A 15,116-nucleotide genomic window follows, 5' to 3' on the forward strand; every position below is an offset into this window, starting at 1 on the left:
GGCGGCGCCTCAGGCCGCCGCCTGGGCGGCGCGGCCGAGCGCGACCTCGCGGGCGCGGTTCAGCCGCGTCATCACCTCGGCGAGGTCGGGCCTGCGGGCGAGGTTGCCGGCGTAGAGCGTCGCCACCGCGGCCGTGAGCCGCCCGCCGCGGCCCAGGATGGCGTCGGCCATCTCGGTCATGCGCAGGTTGGGCCAGGCGATCGGCCGGATGGCCCGCACCCGCGCGACGACGTCCCCCTCGCCCTCCTCGGGATGCGCCTGGGCCAGCAGCATCGTCATGGCGGCGGTGGAGCGCGAGATGCCCATGTGGCAGTGGACCAGCATGTGGCCCGCGCCGGCGCCGTCCGGCCGGGCGAAGGCGTCGCGGCCCCAGCGCAGGATCGCCTCGACGTCGCCCCGCTCCGGCAGGACGACGTTCGGCCCGGGCTCGATCTCGTCGTTGAACCGCAGCGTCAGGCGGGCCGGGTCGCCGTAGCGGGCGAAGGCCGGGTGGTCGTCGCGGCCGGGGTCGACGATCGACAGCACGTGGGTGACGCCGCGGTCGGCGTGGGACTCGAGCTCGTCGAGGCCGCAGACGGTGAGGAGGGAGAAGGCTCGGCTCATGCCGCGATGGCTAGCACGGGACGCGGCCGCCCTCCACGGTTTCCCGCCCCGGCCGCCGCCCAGGCGCTTGCGCAAATCGGCGCGCCGGGCAAAAGTCTCCGCCCTTCACGGTTTTTCGGCGAAGGGTGCGCCATCCGGGTCCCGCCCGTCGCCTCGGGGTCCGGCACGTCTCGTCCAAGCAGGTCCGCGTCGGCAGGCCGACGCTCCGCCCGCTTGGCTTCTTGTCTCAGCGCAGGTCGCTGGAGCGCGCGGGGCGCTCTCCGGCGACCTGCTTAGGATCGGGTCCCGCCATGAAAGTCACCCTCGAACGCGCGGCCCTGCTCAAGGCGCTGGGGCACGTCCAGCGCGTCGTCGAGCGCCGCACCACCATCCCGATCCTGAGCAACGTGCTGGTGCGCGCCGGGGCCGGCACGCTGCGCCTCAAGGCCACCGACCTCGACCTCGAAGTGACGGAAGAGCTGCCCGCCGACGTCGCCCAGGAGGGCGCCACGACGCTGCCGGCCCACACGCTGCACGACATCGTGCGCAAGCTGCCGGACGGCTCGCAGGTGACGCTCGACATGTCGGGCGACACGGGCCAGCTCGTACTGCGCTCCGGCCGGTCCCGCTTCCAGCTCCAGTGCCTCCCCGAAAGCGACTTCCCCGACCTCGCCGCCGGCGAGATGACCCACCGCTTCGCCCTGCCGGCCGGGCAGCTGAAGCACCTCATCGACAAGACCTCCTTCGCCATCTCGACGGAGGAAACGCGCTACTACCTCAACGGCGTGTACCTCCACACGATGGAGCGCGACGGCGAAACGGTGCTGCGCGTCGTGTCGACGGACGGCCACCGCCTCGCCCGGGTCGAGATGGCGGCGCCGCAGGGCTCCGCCGGCATCCCCGGCGTGATCGTGCCGCGCAAGGCCGTGGCGGAGATCCAGAAGCTCATCGAGGACCCGGCGAGCGACGTCGGCATCGAGATGTCGGCCACCAAGATCCGCCTGACGCTGGGCGCGGTGGTGCTGACCACCAAGCTCATCGACGGCACCTTCCCGGACTACGGCCGCGTCATACCGGCCGGCAACGACAAGATGCTGGTGGTGCCGAAGAGCGCCTTCGCGGCCGCGGTCGACCGCGTGTCGACCATCTCGGCCGAGCGCGGCCGGGCCGTGAAGCTGGCGTTGAGCGACGGCAAGCTGATCCTCAGCGTCAACAACCCCGACTCCGGCTCCGCCACGGAGGAGCTCGACGTCGAATACGACGCGAGCCCCTTGGACATCGGCTTCAACGCCCGGTACCTGCTCGACATCACGGCCCAGCTCGACAGCGACACCGCTTTCCTGAAGCTCGCCGATCCCGGCTCGCCGACCCTGGTCCAGGACCGCGAAGGCGCCCCCGCCCTGTACGTGCTGATGCCCATGCGGGTCTGACATCCGGGGTTGAGGGAAGGGCCGATCGCGCGCCGAGATGCGCGCGCGGCGCGGGTCGGCCGTCGGACGAGGTTTATCGTCCATGACGGGTGCCGTGCCGCAGCTTCCCGTGCGATGGGAACGGGGCGCGGTTCCGGAAGGGCCGCCCGGCCCGGCCCTCACGGTTGAAGGACAGTCAGATGGATCGAGGTCGGATCGGGGTCCTCGCTTCGTGCCCGGAGATGGCATGATCGACGTCGAGCAGATCGGCGCTCCGGCCTTCTCGGTCGCGGTGGCGGGCGACGTCTTCACCTACGCGGGCATCAACCGGCGCCTCGCGGACGTGATCGGCGTCGCACCGGCCGATTTCGTCGGCCAGACCCCCCGGAGCCTGCTGTCGCCCGGGTATGCCGAGGAGCTGCTCGGCCATTACCGGCGCTGCGTCGGCGGCCGCGCGTCGGTGGACTTCGAAAGCTTCTATGACGCGCCCGGCGGCGGGCGGTGGTGGCACACCACCGTGTCGCCGGTGTTCGACGCCGAGGACGGGCCCGTCGTGCTGCTGGTGGGGCTCAGCGTCGACATCACGTCGCGCAAGGACATCGAGCGCCGGGCCGGCGAGGTCGACGCCCGCATCGCGCTCGCCATGGACCTGCTGGAAGGGGGGTTCTGGCATTATTCCATCGCGGACCGCCGCTTCGGGATCTCGCCGCAGTTGAGCCGCCTCGTGGCCGGCCCCGACGCGGGCCTGCTGGACGGGCCCGCCTATGCCGGGTTCGTCCTGCCGGAGGACCGGGCCGCGCTCGACATCGGCGCGCTGGTGCAGGGGGACGCGGAAGCGTCGGCGGCCGAATACCGCCTGCGCACGAGCGTCGGCGACCTGCGCTGGATGTCGTGCCGGCGGCGCTTGACGCGCGACGAGGCCGGCCGGCCGGAGAACGTCGTCGGCGTGGTGGTGGACATCACCGACCAGAAGCTGCGCCAGGAGGTCGTGGCGGCCGAGGCCGCCACCGACAGCCTGACGGCGCTCACCAACCGGCGCGGCTTCGATGCCCTGGGCCAGCGCCTCGCCGCCGGGGCGCGGGACGGCGGTGCCTTCGGCCTGCTCCTGATCGACCTCGACCGGTTCAAGCCCGTCAACGACACCCACGGCCATGCCGTGGGGGACGCGGTTCTGCGCGAGGTGGCGGCGCGGCTGCGGCGGCACGTGCGGCCCGGGGACGTGGCGGCCCGGCTCGGCGGCGACGAGTTCGCCGTGCTGGTGCCCGGCGCCACCGAGGACGTCCTGGCCGGGCTGGCGCGCCGCATCGTCGGGGCCGTGGGCCGACCCGTCGCGACCTCCGCGGGGCGGGTCGAGATCGGCGCCAGCGTCGGGGCCGCGCTGTGGCGCGACGCCGACCGCACCCTGGCGGCGCTGGCGGAGCGGGCCGATGCGGCCCTGTTCGCCGTCAAGCGCGACGGGCGCGGAGCCTGGCGCATCTCCGCCTGAAATCCCGTCCCGTCCCGCCCTCGACCCGCGCAGGTGTTCGGGGGCCCTCCCCCCGGCGCCACGGCGCTCCGGGGCCGTTCAGGACGAGAGCGACGCCCGCGGGCGTCGACCGGGCCGGCGGATCAACGCCGGCCGGCGGGCACGAAGCGCAGCGCCGCCGCGAAGGCGCCCTCGACGTCGAGCGCCGTGGTGTCGAGCGCGTGGGCGTCGGGCGCGGCGCGCAGGGGGGCGATGGCGCGGGTGCTGTCGCGCTCGTCGCGGATGCGGATGTCCTCGAGGATGGCGGCGTAGTCGGCGGGCTCGTCGCGGCCGGCGAGTTCGAGCGCGCGGCGCTGCGCCCGCGTCTGCGGGCTCGCCGTGACGAAGATCTTCACGTCCGCCTCGGGGCAGATCACGGTGCCGATGTCGCGCCCGTCGAGGACGGCACCTTCCGGCCGCAGCGCGAAGCCGCGCTGCGCCGCCGCCAGCGTCGCCCGCACGGCGGGGATGGCGGCCACCACCGACGCCGCTTCGCCCATGGCGCGGCCGCGCAGCCGCGCCTCGTCGAACTCCGTCAGCGCCAGGCCCCGTGCGGCCGCCACGGCGGAAGCGGCGTCGTCGAGCCGCTCGCCGGCGTCGATCAGGGCGCGGGCCGTGGCGCGGTACAGCAGGCCGGTGTCGAGGTGGGGCAGGCCGAAATGGTCGGCGAGCTTGCGCGCCAGCGTGCCCTTCCCGGACGCGGCCGGGCCGTCGATGGCGATGATCACGGCGCGCACCCGCAGGCTGCGGCGCGGCCGCGAAGGGCGGAGCGGGCGCCCGGACGGCGCGTCGGCATGGGCAAGAGCGGGCTCCGGGCAGGGGAACGGCAAACGCCGCGCTCGTACCATGCCGGCCGATGGCTGTCATTACGGGGCCGCCGCCCCGGCACTTTCCGATTGACGCCGCCGCCTTGCCCGCCCTAACCCCTTGCTTCCGATCGTTGAAGAAGGGCAGCGGCGCCGCGCGCGCGGTGCCGTGAGGATGGACTGTGGCAAAACCCGAACTTGGCGCGAAGCATCAGTGCCAGAATTGCGCGACGAAATTCTTCGACCTCAATCGCGACCCGATCCTGTGCCCGAAATGCGGCGCCGTGTTCGTGCCTCTGCCGGTCGCCCGTGCCCCGGCCCGCGCGTCCGCGGCCGTGGCGGCGCGCGACGAGGGTGAGGTCGAGCAGGAGACCGCAGGCGTCGAGATCGTGTCGCTCGACGAGGCCGAGGCCGGCGAGAAGCCCGAGCCCGCCACCGACGACGACATCGAGGTCGACGACACGCCCGCGGACGACAACACCTTCCTCGAAGAGGAGGAGGAGGGCGACGACGACGTGGCCGACCTGATCGACGGCGAGATCGAGGACGACGAGGAGGCGTGAGCCTTCTCCCCGCCGGTCGCCTCCGGGGGGCCGGCGGAAAAACCCGGCGCCCCGAGAAAATCGGGCTTGTGCGGCCGGAATGACGAAGTTATAGAACCGACCTCGCCGCCGCTCATCGAGCGGCGCCAGATCAGGTGGCCCCGCTTCGACGCGGTCACAAGATCAGGGTGGAGCCCGACATCAATCGGACTTGCGCGGACTAAAGTGGGGCCATAGCTCAGTTGGTAGAGCGCTTCAATGGCATTGAAGAGGTCGTCGGTTCGATTCCGTCTGGCTCCACCACGACACCGATCCGGCTGAGCCGATCCGGATCACAGGTGACGAACAAGGTTCCCTCCCCGTCTCCAAGCGGTGGTTGTAAAGGATGGGGTCATAGCTCAGTTGGTAGAGCGCTTCAATGGCATTGAAGAGGTCGTCGGTTCGATTCCGTCTGACTCCACCACTCCCCTGACATCATCATCGATCGACCCGACGCGCTGACGGCCCGGGGACGGTCGCCGCCCGACCGTTCCGTCCGACATCACCCGCGCCAGTGCACCAGCCGCCCGGCGATGCCGGGTCCGTCGACCGGCGCCGGCCCACGGCGTCGAAACGTCACCCTGCCAGTGGCGTCCCGGGCGGCTCGGGGCGGCGTGCCGGGACCCGGCCCGGCGATCATGGGTCCGACCCGGGACGGCGCCGTCGCGGGGCGCGAGCGGGGCCGTGCGGCACGGTCCCGGCGCCACCGGCAGGATGGACGTCGGCGGATCACACGTCCGTGACGTCGGCGCTGGGCCGGTCCTCGCCCCGGGCGATCTCGTCGTGCCACTCGCCTTTCGGGTCCTGGTAGGAGATGGCCTCGCTGTCGCCCGGCGTCCCCTGCTCGGCCGCCGCGGCCTCGGCGGCCTTGTGGGCGCCTTCGCGGGTCCGGAACGTTTCCGAATAGGCGCCGTCGAGCCGGTAGGCCCAGCCCCCGTCGTGTTCCACGATCTCGTAATGGATGTCGGCCATCTCGGGGCTCCCTTTTGGCTCGGATATGTCGAAGGCCTTGGCAAACTTGCCACGCCCCGCGAGGTTCCGACGGCCGCACCCTCGCCGCGGTTGCACGTTAACGCCCCGCGATGTTCCGCTTCTTCGAATCCTTCCTGTCGCCGACCGGCGACGCGTCGCGCCCCGATCCGCACCCCGTGCAGCCGCCGGAAGGGCTGGTGCCCTTCTATTGGCACTTCGTGTCCCAGGCGAAGCCGCTGTTCGCCGCGCTGTTCGTGGCCGGCTTCTCCGTGTCGGTGCTCGACGCGTCCGTGCCCTGGTTCATCGGGCGGCTGGTGCGCGCCATCGCGTCCACCCCGCGCGAGCTCTTCTTCGGCGAGAACCACGCACTGCTGCTCGCCATGGTGGCCGTCGTGCTGCTGGTGCGCCCCGCCGCCATCGCGACGCAGAACATGATCTCGCACGTCGCCATCATGGCCAACGTCACCAACATGGTGCGCTGGCAGAGCCACCGGCACGTGGCGCGGCAAAGCTGGCCCTTCTTCCAGAACGACTTCGCCGGCCGCCTCGCGTCCCGCGTGATGGACACCGGACCGGCGATCCGCCAGAGCGCCATCGCGGGCATCACGGCCGTGTGGGGCATCGTGGTCTACGGCGTGACGGCGCTGACGGTGCTGGGCCGGATCGACGCCGTGCTGATGGTCCCCATCGTGGCGTGGTTCTGCGCCTATGCGGTGCTGTTGCGCTTCATCGTGCCCCGCCTGCGCGACCGCTCGAAGCGGACGAGCGAGATGAAGTCCCTCATCGTCGGGCGCGTGGTCGACGGCTACACCAACATCCTCACGGTGAAGCTGTTCGCCCGCCTGGCCCAGGAGGACCGGCACGTGCGCGAAGTGTTCGACCAGCACACGGTCGCCTACCGCAGCCAGATGCGCCTGATGTCCACGCTGTTCATCTCGCTCCAGGCCATGAACGCGCTGATGCTGGTGGGCGAGACCGCGCTGGCCGTCACCGCGTGGCAGGGCGGGCGGGTCGACGTCGGCACCGTCGCGATGGCGATCCCGCTCACCTGGCAGATCGCTTCCGCGGCCGGCTGGGTCGCCGTGCAGGTGACCGACATGTTCGAGAACCTCGGCACCATCCAGGAGGGCATGATGACCATCGCCCGCCCCATCGCCCTGCAGGACCGCGCCGACGCGGGCGAACTCGCCGTGGACCGCGGCGAGATCCGCTTCGACGCCATCCGGTTCGGCTACGGCAAGGAGGCGGGGCTGATCCACGACCTCAGCCTGCGCATCCGCGCGGGCGAGAAGGTGGGGCTCGTCGGCCGCTCCGGCGCGGGCAAGACCACGCTGGTCAACCTGCTGCTGCGCTTCCACGAGCTCGAAGGCGGCCGCATCCTGGTCGACGGGCAGGACGTGGCGGGCGTGACCCAGGAAAGCCTGCGCGGCGCCGTGTCGGTGGTGACGCAGGACACGTCGCTGCTGCACCGCTCCATCCGCGAGAACATCGCCTTCGGCCGGCCGGACGCCGCCGAGGCCGACATCGTGGCCGCTGCCAAGCGCGCCCACGCCCACGAGTTCATCCTGGGCCTGGAGGACTGGCAGGGCCGCCGCGGCTACGACGCCCACGTGGGCGAGCGCGGCGTGAAGCTGTCGGGCGGCCAGCGCCAGCGCGTCGCCATCGCGCGCGTCATCCTGAAGGACGCCCCCATCCTGGTGCTCGACGAGGCCACCAGCGCGCTCGACAGCGAGGTGGAGGCCGCCATCCAGGACAGCCTGACGGCGCTGATGGGCGGCAAGACCGTGATCGCCATCGCGCACCGGCTGTCCACCATCGCCCGCATGGACCGGCTGATCGTGATGGACCACGGCCGCGTGGTGGAAACCGGAACCCACGCCGAGTTGCTCGCCCGCGGCGGCATCTACGCCGACCTGTGGCACCGGCAGTCGGGCGGCTTCATCGACGAGGCGGCGTGAGGATCGGGGTTCGGGCGGGATCGGCCACGGGCGGCGCTCCCTGCCGATCGCTCTCCGCGACGGTGCGATTTGCATGGTTCGTTTTGAAAAATAGATTTGGGTAGGGGGTTTCCAGACCCAAAACGAACCGGTGCTGCGGTTCGCTCGGGGCATACCCAAAACGAACCAAGAAAGCGCACGCTCTAGACTATGTTATGGGTGCCCCTCAGCCAACCGAGCTATCGCATGCCCTACATAATGACCGTCTTAGCGCTCCTACGATCTCTCTCACAAATAGCCGACCATGGCGGACAGGTTCCATTATTGTATATGGATACGAGAAAGATCTATGGTGGATCTATCCGGATGGATGTTCCTAAAGAATTCGTTGCACCAAATTCTTCTCGTTTGGATCCGCATTCTTGTTTGATCGTATGTGTCTGGCCAGGACTAAATTCCACGAGTGAAGTTAGGCTAGGGATCCCTAGCCGATTGATGCACGGCGAGTTCTACATGGACATCTTGATCCGAGAGAAGAACAATATATCAGATCCAGAAAAGCAGTTTGAGAGATACGTCAAATTCAATAAGGAACTGGTGCGATCCGACAGCATGTTTGGATTGGAATACATGAAGTCCTCATCTCCTGTAGTAAGGGACATATTCGTCTCTGAAAACACTAATAATTTCAGCTTTGCTCGTTGTGAAGGAGAGAATACGCTTTCAAATTCAAGTTGTCTTCTTGTTATGTCTCAAGATAGATTCGTAATAGAAATAGGAATGCCCCGTAGTGAGTTGAAGAACTGGAAACAGATAGAATTCAAAGTGGGACGCTTAATAAGAGGTTGGATAAAAGATTGATACTGATTGCCTTTCCGATGATAATCAATAAAATATTAATAGTTATTTGATCTGTAATGTGCATCGAACATCCGAGCGCTGGTTAAAGCCTGCGAGTTCAATGAGGGTGTACCCAAAGCGAACCGGTCCAGGTAGGCCTTCGAAGCCCAGCCGCGTCGGTTCACCTGAGCCATACCCGTATCGAACAAAACCCCTCTGGCTCTGCTCGCCTCGGCCGAGCCTCCTGCGGAAGGGCTAAAATGTTAGATACCGCCTTGGCGTGGCTGAGTTGACGATGTCACAACGTGATGGTCATCGCCGATCGGGCGGGCGGTCAGAGGACAGTCAAGGCATGCAGCACAGTCAGGAGCCAATCCGTACGCCTCGGCTTATTCTGCGCCAGTGGCAACCCTCGGATCTTCCCGTGTACGCGGCCCTTAACGCCGACCCTGAGGTCAGGCGGTTCTGGCCAACCCTACTCACGCGCGCGCAGAGTGACGAACAGGCTGAAGGCTTTCAGCGTCACATAGAGGAGCATGGTTTCGGGTTCTGGGCTCTTGAGGTGCCCGGCGTAGCGCCCTTTGTCGGCTTCACTGGATTGATGCGCGTAGATTCGAGCATGCCATTTGCCCCAGGCGTCGAAATTGGCTGGCGGCTGGCCCGTGAGCATTGGGGCAAGGGCTATGTCACGGAGGCTGCCCGAGCAGCCCTCGCCGACGGCTTCGGACGGCTCGGCCTTTCTGAGATCGTCTCCTACGCTGTAGTAGGGAACGAAGCGTCATTCAGCGTGATGAAGCGGATTGGGATGAATCGGGATCAAGCTGGTGACCTCGATATACCAGGGCGAGAAGCACTTCACCGGCGAGCTGAGCTTTACCGCGTCCATAGAAATCAGGTGAACGCGGCCAACGGCAACAGTCGTTAGATCGTTATGGGTGTGCCCATGCCGGACCGTCCAAGCCGCGCCACCCTGCCGGTTCGCCACGGCCTCTCCGCCGGCCCGTGGCACCGACGACCGGACGGCTCCACAGACGGAAGCCGCGCGAGGCGTTCACCCCTCCGGCGGGATCTCGCGCGGGCGCCGGTCGTCGCCGATCGCCACGAAGGTGAAGGTGGCGCCGGTGACGCGGCCGACCTCGTCGGCGTCGCGCGAGCGGCGCCAGGCCTCGACGCGGATCACCATCGAGGTCCGCCCCACCCGCTCGATGGCGGCGTAGAAGCTCACCTCGTCGCCCACCAGCACGGGCTGGTGAAACGTCATCTTGTCGACCGCCACGGTGGCGCAGCGACCCCGCGCCCGGCGCGCCGCGGCGTTGCCGGCCGCGAGGTCCATCTGCGCCATCAGCCAACCGCCGAAGATGTCGCCCGCCGGGTTGGTGTCGGCCGGCATGGCGATGACGCGGACGTGGGGGGCGGCCTCGGGCAGGCCGGGGATGTCGGAATCTGAGGTCATCGCCGGTGTCCCGTGAGGATCGGATCCCGCGACCTTAGGGCGCCCGGCCGATGGCGTCGATCCAGCCCGGCAGGTCGGCCAGCGCGGCGAGGCGCCGGTAGCGCGGGTGGTCCGGCTCCTCGGCCCGCTCGTGCGACCAGGCGATGCCGTGCGGCACGTGGGCGGCCCAGGCGCCCGCCGCCAGCGCCGGCAGCACGTCCGAGCGCAGCGAGTCGCCCGCCATCGCGGCGCGCTCCGGCGCCGCGCCATGGGCGTGGAAGACCCGGGCATAGGTGGCGGCGGTCTTGTCGGACACGATCTCGACGCCGGCGAAGCGGCCGCCCAGCCCCGAAGCGGCGAGCTTGGTTTCCTGATGGAGCAGGTCGCCCTTGGTGACGAGCACGAGCCGGGCCCGGCCCGACAGGGCGTCGAGCGCCGCGTCCACCCCCGGCAGCAGCTCGACCGGGTGGGCCAGCAGGTCGCGGCCGATGCGCAGGATGCCGCCGACGGTGTCGGCCGTCAGCGCCGGCCCGACGAGCTCCACCGCGGCCTCGATCATCGACAGCGTGAAGCCCTTCGCCCCGTAGCCGTAGAGGCGGAGGTTGCGGCTCTCGGCGGCGTCGAGCGCGGCGCGCGACACGCCGGCCTCGGCGAAGGGGGCGAGCAGGTCGAAGAGGGCGCGCTCGGCCGACTCGAAGTGGCGCATGTTGTGCCACAGCGTGTCGTCGGCATCCAGGCAAACGAGCTCAATCGGCATGGCTGCGGCGCCCCTGCGGCGAAAGAAGGGCCGCCCCGCAGCCTCCCGCGGGGAACGGAACCGCATTTCCGGGATTTGTCCAGTCTTCCGCGGGCGACACCGGCGAGATCCCGTCGACGCCGCGCCGTGCCGTACGGACGGCGTGCCTTCGCCGGGCAGCGGTCGAACGAAGGGGACGACATCATGGCCCGCACGCTTTGGACCGCCGCCCTCGTCCTGGGCTTCGTCCTCGCCATGTCGATGACGCGCCGCCGCCCGCAGTGACGCGCCGCGTCAGGCTTCCGGCACCGTCCACAGCCGCTGCCGCGCCGCGACGCCGCGCAGCGGAAACGTGCCGAGGTCGATCAGCCCGGCCCCGCAGCGGCGGGCGAAACTGTCCGACATGAGGATGTGGCGCCCCGTGGCGTCGCACAGCGTCTCGATCCGGCTCGCCTCGTTGACAGCGCGGCCGATGGCGGTGAAGTCCAGCCGGTTCGCCGTGCCGACGTTGCCGTAGACGACGTCGCCGTAGTGGAGCGCGAGGTCGGCCGCCAGCGCGGGTTCCCCGGCGACGCGGCGGCGCTCCGCCAGCAGGCGGTTGTGGGCGAGGCCGGTCCGGGCCGCTTCCAGCGCCCGCCCGCAGACCCCGCAGGGCAGCGCCGACCCGTCCCGCACGGGGAACACCGCGATGAAGCCGTCGCCGGTGAACTTCAGGATCTCGCCGCCGCAGGGCTCGACGCCGAGCCCCAGGGCGTCGAGGTGCTCGTCGAGCCAGCCGACGAGGCGGTGCGGGTCTTCCCGGTCGGCGGCCGCCGTGAAGCCCTTCAGGTCGACGAGCAGGATCGCGGCCGACATCAGCTCCCCCTGCCCCCGCCGGATCTGCCCCGACATGACGCGCCCGGCCGCGCGGGGCCCGAGGTAGGCGCCGAGCAGGCCGTTCAGCGTCTTGGACAGGCACAGGCGCAGCACCGCCAAGCCGAACGCGGGCAGGTGCCGCTCGATGCGCGCCACGTCGGCCTCGGCGAAGCCGCCCGGGCGATCCGTCACGTGGGACAGGCCGGCCCCCGCGATGGCGAGCCCGGGCGGAAAGCGGATCAGGTGCATGAGGTAGTCGGTGCCGCCTTCCGCCCGCGCCTCGGCCATCGACCGGAAGCGGTTGCAGCCTTCGCCCGCTTCGAGGTTCCAGCGCCCGCGGGCGTGGCCCTCCGCCTTCAGGGCCGCGATGGGGCTGCGGTCGAACTCCGCCTGACCCTCGGGGCCGTGGGCCGTCGCGGTGAGCGCCACGCCGCGCCCGCGGCGCCACACGGCCGTGATGCCGCGATGGGCGGGATCGATCGACGGCGCACCGATGCTGAGCCGCGACACCGGGAGGCCGGCGGCGTTGAGGGCGAGGCCGAGGGCTTCGAGCAGCGCTCCCCCGTCGGCCACCTCCGTGGCGTGGCGCGCGATCCAGCCCGGCAGGTCGTCGAGGTCGGCGGGCGGGGCGAGGGGGGTCGGCATGGGGCGGGGTCCGGTTGCGGCGCGAGGTTACCGCCTCCCGCGCGGAGGTCGCGCGCCTTCGGGACCCGATCGGCGGTTTCGGTCGTTGGCGGTGCTGTGAAGCCACAGCTTGCTTCGGGAGGGACACATGAGCCGCGACACCGCGATCGACAGGATCCGCAACGCCAAGCCGGGCAGCGCCGGCGCCAAGGCCATGGGCAAGCTCGGCCGGGACCTGGGCGGCGCCTACGATCAGGCCGCCGCGGCCGCCGAGCAGGCCTATGCCGAAGCGCAGGACGCCTACCACGACGCGCTCCATGCCGCCGAGCAGGCCTATGCCGACGCCCGCACTGCCGCCGAGGACGCCTACGAGGAGGGCCAGCACAGGGCCGATGCCCTGAAGGAGCAGAGCGTCCGCGTCTACGAGGATGCGGTGAAGCGCGGCCGGGCCTATCGCAACCGCGCGGCGCGCTTCACCGGCGACAACAAGGCCCTGGCGCTGCTGCTCGCCGCGGGCGTCGGCTTCCTGCTCGCCAAGGCCACGCGCCGCTGATCCCGCCCGGGCCGGGGCGCCTCCGCCCCGGCACCCCGGAGGGCGTCGCCTTGCAACCGCCCCCTCGCTGCTATAGGTCCGCCGCAGGCCGCTGACCTCCGGAGACAGTTTTGGCGCAAGCGCGGATCATCAACTGGGGCAACCTCACCACCATCGTGTCGGTGTGCATCCTGGTGGGCACGGAGCTCGTCGGCATGTCCTGGGCGGCCGGCTGGGCGCTCGGCGGCATCTTCGGCCTCGCCCCCACGGTGGCCCGCGGCGTCGAGATCGCCTTCGGCCTGTCCGGCTTCGTCGGCCTCTACTATTTCATGCGCGCCGCCATCAAGGTCGAGCCGCTGAGCCACTGACGGCTCGCCCCCTCTCCCCTGCCCCACAGAGCCCCGCCCATGACCGACTACGACCGCCGCTCGCTGCTGACGGCCATGGCGGCCGCGTCGGCCTTCGGGCTGCTGCCCGCGGCCGTGACGCCGGCCGACGCGCAGGACGCCGCCGGCACCGGCGCGCTGAAGCTCGCGGACCCGAAGCCTTTCTCCTTCGACGCGCTCAAGGCCGAGGCCAAGGCGATGGCGGGCCAGCCCTACAAGCCCCCGATGCTGCCCGCGCACGACATCGTGCAGCAGCTGAACTACGAGCAATGGGGCAGGATCACCTTCAACACCGACGAGGCGCTCTTCGCGGCCGGCCCGGGCGCCTTCCCGGTGACGTTCTTCCACCTCGGCATGTTCTTCGCCAAGTCGGTCGACATGCTGGTGGTGAAGGACGGCCTGTCGCGCGAGATCGTCTACGACCAGGCGATGTTCAACATCCCCGCCGACAGCCCGGCGCGCCAGCTGCCGAAGGGCATCGGCTTCGCGGGGTTCCGCGTGCAGGAGCCGCGCGGGGGCAAGCTCGATTGGCGCCACAACGATTGGGCGGCCTTCCTCGGGGCGTCCTACTTCCGCGCCATCGGCGAGCTCTACCAGTACGGCCAATCGGCCCGCGGCATCGCGATCGACACCGCGGTGGCGGACCGGCCCGAGGAATTCCCGGACTTCACGAAGTTCTACATCGAGACCCCGGCGGGCGACGGCGACACCATCACGGTCTACGCCCTGCTCGACGGGCCTTCCGTGACGGGCGCCTACCGGTTCCTGATGACGCGCGGCAAGGGCGTCACCATCGAGGTCGAGCACACGCTGCACCTGCGCAAGGACGTGGAGCGGCTCGGCATCGCGCCGCTGACCACCATGTACTGGTATTCCGAGACCGCGAAGCCGACCGCGATCGACTGGCGTCCCGAGGTCCACGATTCCGACGGCCTAGCGCTGTGGACCGGCACGGGTGAGCGCCTGTGGCGCGCGCTGAACAACCCGCCCCGCACCACGGCCTCGGCCTTCTCGGACGTGTCGCCGCGGGGCTACGGCACCCTGCAGCGCGACCGCATCTTCGACCACTACGTCGACGGCGTGTACTACGACAAGCGCCCGAGCGTGTGGGTGGAGCCGCTGGCCGACTGGGGCCACGGCGCCGTCCAGCTGATCGAGATCCCCACCGACGACGAGATCCACGACAACATCGTCGCCATGTGGGTGCCGCAGGAGGCCGCCAAGGCCGGAAACGCCTACGCGTTCCACTACAGGCAGCATTGGCTCGCCTACGAGCCCTTCCCGGCGCCGCTCGCCAAGGTGACGGCGACGCGGCTGGGCCGCGGCGGCCAGCCCGGCCTGCCCCGCCCGCAGGGCTCCCGCAAGTTCATGGTCGAGTTCCTCGGCGGCCCGCTCGAAACCCTGCCCTTCGGCACGGTGCCCGAGCACGTCGTGACGGCGTCGCGCGGCACGATCGGCCCCTACCAGATCACCGAAGCCGTGGCCGACGGCGTGCCGGGCCACTGGCTGACCTCCTTCGACCTGACGGTGGACGGCCAGGATCCCGTCGAGCTGCGGATGTACCTGAAGAGCGGCGACAAGACGCTGAGCGAGACCTGGCTGTTCCAGTACCACCCCTTCTGAAGGGCGGTTTCGGGCGCGGGGCCCCGGATCGATGAAGGGGGAGGAGGCTCCCATGCCGGCCTCCACCGTCGATCGAGCCGGGACCCCGGCTGCCCGAGTTGCTCGCGCGGGATAGACGCGGCGACGACGTCGTCATCGTCGACGACGAGGGAGCCGTCGTGCGCCTCGTCGCATGCGGAGCGGTCGGGCCGAGGCGTCCCGGCGCCCCGAAGGGCAGGATCGCGCCCGCACCGGCGTCCCTCGGCCCGCTGCCGGGGGACGAGGTGGAGGCCTGGGGCGGCGAGCGAGGCTCCCCCG

16 protein-coding genes and 2 tRNA genes are annotated in these 15,116 nt (G+C 70.2%); 12 read left to right on the top strand and 6 right to left on the bottom strand.

Annotated features, from left to right (window positions below):
* Nucleotides 1–9: 9 nt before the first annotated feature.
* Complete coding sequence (locus D3273_RS03270) at nucleotides 10–603, bottom strand: tyrosine phosphatase family protein (RefSeq protein WP_129223455.1); 594 nt, start codon at nucleotides 601–603, stop codon at nucleotides 10–12.
* Between the two features lie 290 nt (nucleotides 604–893).
* On the opposite strand from D3273_RS03270, the gene dnaN reads away from it, so the two are divergent.
* Both dnaN and D3273_RS03280 read left to right on the top strand, forming a co-directional pair.
* Complete coding sequence (gene dnaN, locus D3273_RS03275; protein WP_129223457.1) at nucleotides 894–2,012, top strand: DNA polymerase III subunit beta; 1,119 nt, start codon at nucleotides 894–896, stop codon at nucleotides 2,010–2,012.
* Nucleotides 2,013–2,238: 226 nt separating this feature from the next.
* Nucleotides 2,239–3,477: a diguanylate cyclase domain-containing protein gene (locus D3273_RS03280; protein ID WP_165359361.1), complete on the top strand. Its 1,239-nt coding sequence runs from the start codon at nucleotides 2,239–2,241 to the stop codon at nucleotides 3,475–3,477.
* Nucleotides 3,478–3,599: 122 nt separating this feature from the next.
* Here D3273_RS03280 and cmk read toward each other — a convergent pair whose 3' ends face one another.
* On the bottom strand, nucleotides 3,600–4,223 hold the full coding sequence (gene cmk, locus D3273_RS03285) for a (d)CMP kinase (protein WP_245500961.1): 624 nt from the start codon (nucleotides 4,221–4,223) through the stop codon (nucleotides 3,600–3,602).
* 260 nt (nucleotides 4,224–4,483) lie between these two features.
* Between cmk and D3273_RS03290 the strand changes: the two genes are divergently transcribed.
* The 3 genes from D3273_RS03290 to D3273_RS03300 all read left to right on the top strand — a co-directional run bounded on the left by D3273_RS03290 (nucleotide 4,484) and on the right by D3273_RS03300 (nucleotide 5,306).
* Complete coding sequence (locus tag D3273_RS03290; RefSeq protein WP_129223463.1) at nucleotides 4,484–4,864, top strand: TIGR02300 family protein; 381 nt, start codon at nucleotides 4,484–4,486, stop codon at nucleotides 4,862–4,864.
* 206 nt (nucleotides 4,865–5,070) lie between these two features.
* Nucleotides 5,071–5,146 (top strand) — tRNA-Ala (locus D3273_RS03295).
* Nucleotides 5,147–5,230: 84 nt separating this feature from the next.
* A tRNA-Ala gene (locus D3273_RS03300) sits at nucleotides 5,231–5,306 on the top strand.
* Between the two features lie 305 nt (nucleotides 5,307–5,611).
* Here D3273_RS03300 and D3273_RS03305 read toward each other — a convergent pair.
* Nucleotides 5,612–5,854: a DUF2188 domain-containing protein gene (locus tag D3273_RS03305; RefSeq protein WP_129223465.1), complete on the bottom strand. Its 243-nt coding sequence runs from the start codon at nucleotides 5,852–5,854 to the stop codon at nucleotides 5,612–5,614.
* A 110-nt stretch (nucleotides 5,855–5,964) separates the two neighbouring features.
* On the opposite strand from D3273_RS03305, the gene D3273_RS03310 reads away from it, so the two are divergent.
* From D3273_RS03310 to D3273_RS03320, 3 genes are all read left to right on the top strand, one after another.
* Nucleotides 5,965–7,812, top strand: coding sequence for an ABC transporter ATP-binding protein (locus tag D3273_RS03310; protein ID WP_129223467.1), 1,848 nt, complete (start codon nucleotides 5,965–5,967; stop codon nucleotides 7,810–7,812).
* Between the two features lie 492 nt (nucleotides 7,813–8,304).
* A complete protein-coding gene (locus tag D3273_RS03315; RefSeq protein WP_129223469.1) occupies nucleotides 8,305–8,652 on the top strand; it encodes a hypothetical protein in 348 nt (115 codons plus the stop codon).
* A gap of 331 nt (nucleotides 8,653–8,983) precedes the next feature.
* Nucleotides 8,984–9,556, top strand: coding sequence for a GNAT family N-acetyltransferase (locus D3273_RS03320; protein ID WP_129223471.1), 573 nt, complete (start codon nucleotides 8,984–8,986; stop codon nucleotides 9,554–9,556).
* 126 nt (nucleotides 9,557–9,682) lie between these two features.
* Here D3273_RS03320 and D3273_RS03325 read toward each other — a convergent pair whose 3' ends face one another.
* Both D3273_RS03325 and D3273_RS03330 read right to left on the bottom strand, forming a co-directional pair.
* Complete coding sequence (locus D3273_RS03325) at nucleotides 9,683–10,084, bottom strand: acyl-CoA thioesterase (protein WP_129223473.1); 402 nt, start codon at nucleotides 10,082–10,084, stop codon at nucleotides 9,683–9,685.
* 34 nt (nucleotides 10,085–10,118) lie between these two features.
* Nucleotides 10,119–10,820 (bottom strand): HAD family hydrolase, encoded by a 702-nt coding sequence (locus D3273_RS03330; RefSeq protein ID WP_129223475.1) that lies wholly within the window; start codon nucleotides 10,818–10,820, stop codon nucleotides 10,119–10,121.
* 126 nt (nucleotides 10,821–10,946) lie between these two features.
* Between D3273_RS03330 and D3273_RS28080 the strand changes: the two genes are divergently transcribed.
* Nucleotides 10,947–11,084, top strand: coding sequence for a hypothetical protein (locus D3273_RS28080; RefSeq protein ID WP_165359362.1), 138 nt, complete (start codon nucleotides 10,947–10,949; stop codon nucleotides 11,082–11,084).
* A gap of 9 nt (nucleotides 11,085–11,093) precedes the next feature.
* Here D3273_RS28080 and D3273_RS03335 read toward each other — a convergent pair whose 3' ends face one another.
* Nucleotides 11,094–12,299, bottom strand: coding sequence for an adenylate/guanylate cyclase domain-containing protein (locus tag D3273_RS03335; protein WP_129223477.1), 1,206 nt, complete (start codon nucleotides 12,297–12,299; stop codon nucleotides 11,094–11,096).
* A gap of 127 nt (nucleotides 12,300–12,426) precedes the next feature.
* On the opposite strand from D3273_RS03335, the gene D3273_RS03340 reads away from it, so the two are divergent.
* From D3273_RS03340 to D3273_RS03350, 3 genes are all read left to right on the top strand, one after another.
* Nucleotides 12,427–12,831, top strand: a complete 405-nt coding sequence (locus tag D3273_RS03340) for a hypothetical protein (RefSeq protein ID WP_129223479.1) — start codon at nucleotides 12,427–12,429, stop codon at nucleotides 12,829–12,831.
* Nucleotides 12,832–12,941: 110 nt separating this feature from the next.
* Nucleotides 12,942–13,178 (top strand): hypothetical protein, encoded by a 237-nt coding sequence (locus D3273_RS03345; protein WP_129223481.1) that lies wholly within the window; start codon nucleotides 12,942–12,944, stop codon nucleotides 13,176–13,178.
* A gap of 39 nt (nucleotides 13,179–13,217) precedes the next feature.
* Entirely contained in the window at nucleotides 13,218–14,819 is a 1,602-nt protein-coding gene (locus D3273_RS03350; RefSeq protein ID WP_207210659.1) for an OpgD/OpgG family glucan biosynthesis protein, read from the top strand.
* Nucleotides 14,820–15,116: the final 297 nt, after the last annotated feature.

The sequence above is a fragment of the Lichenibacterium minor genome, assembly GCF_004137685.1.
Taxonomy (GTDB): Bacteria; Pseudomonadota; Alphaproteobacteria; order Rhizobiales; family Beijerinckiaceae; genus Lichenihabitans; species Lichenihabitans minor.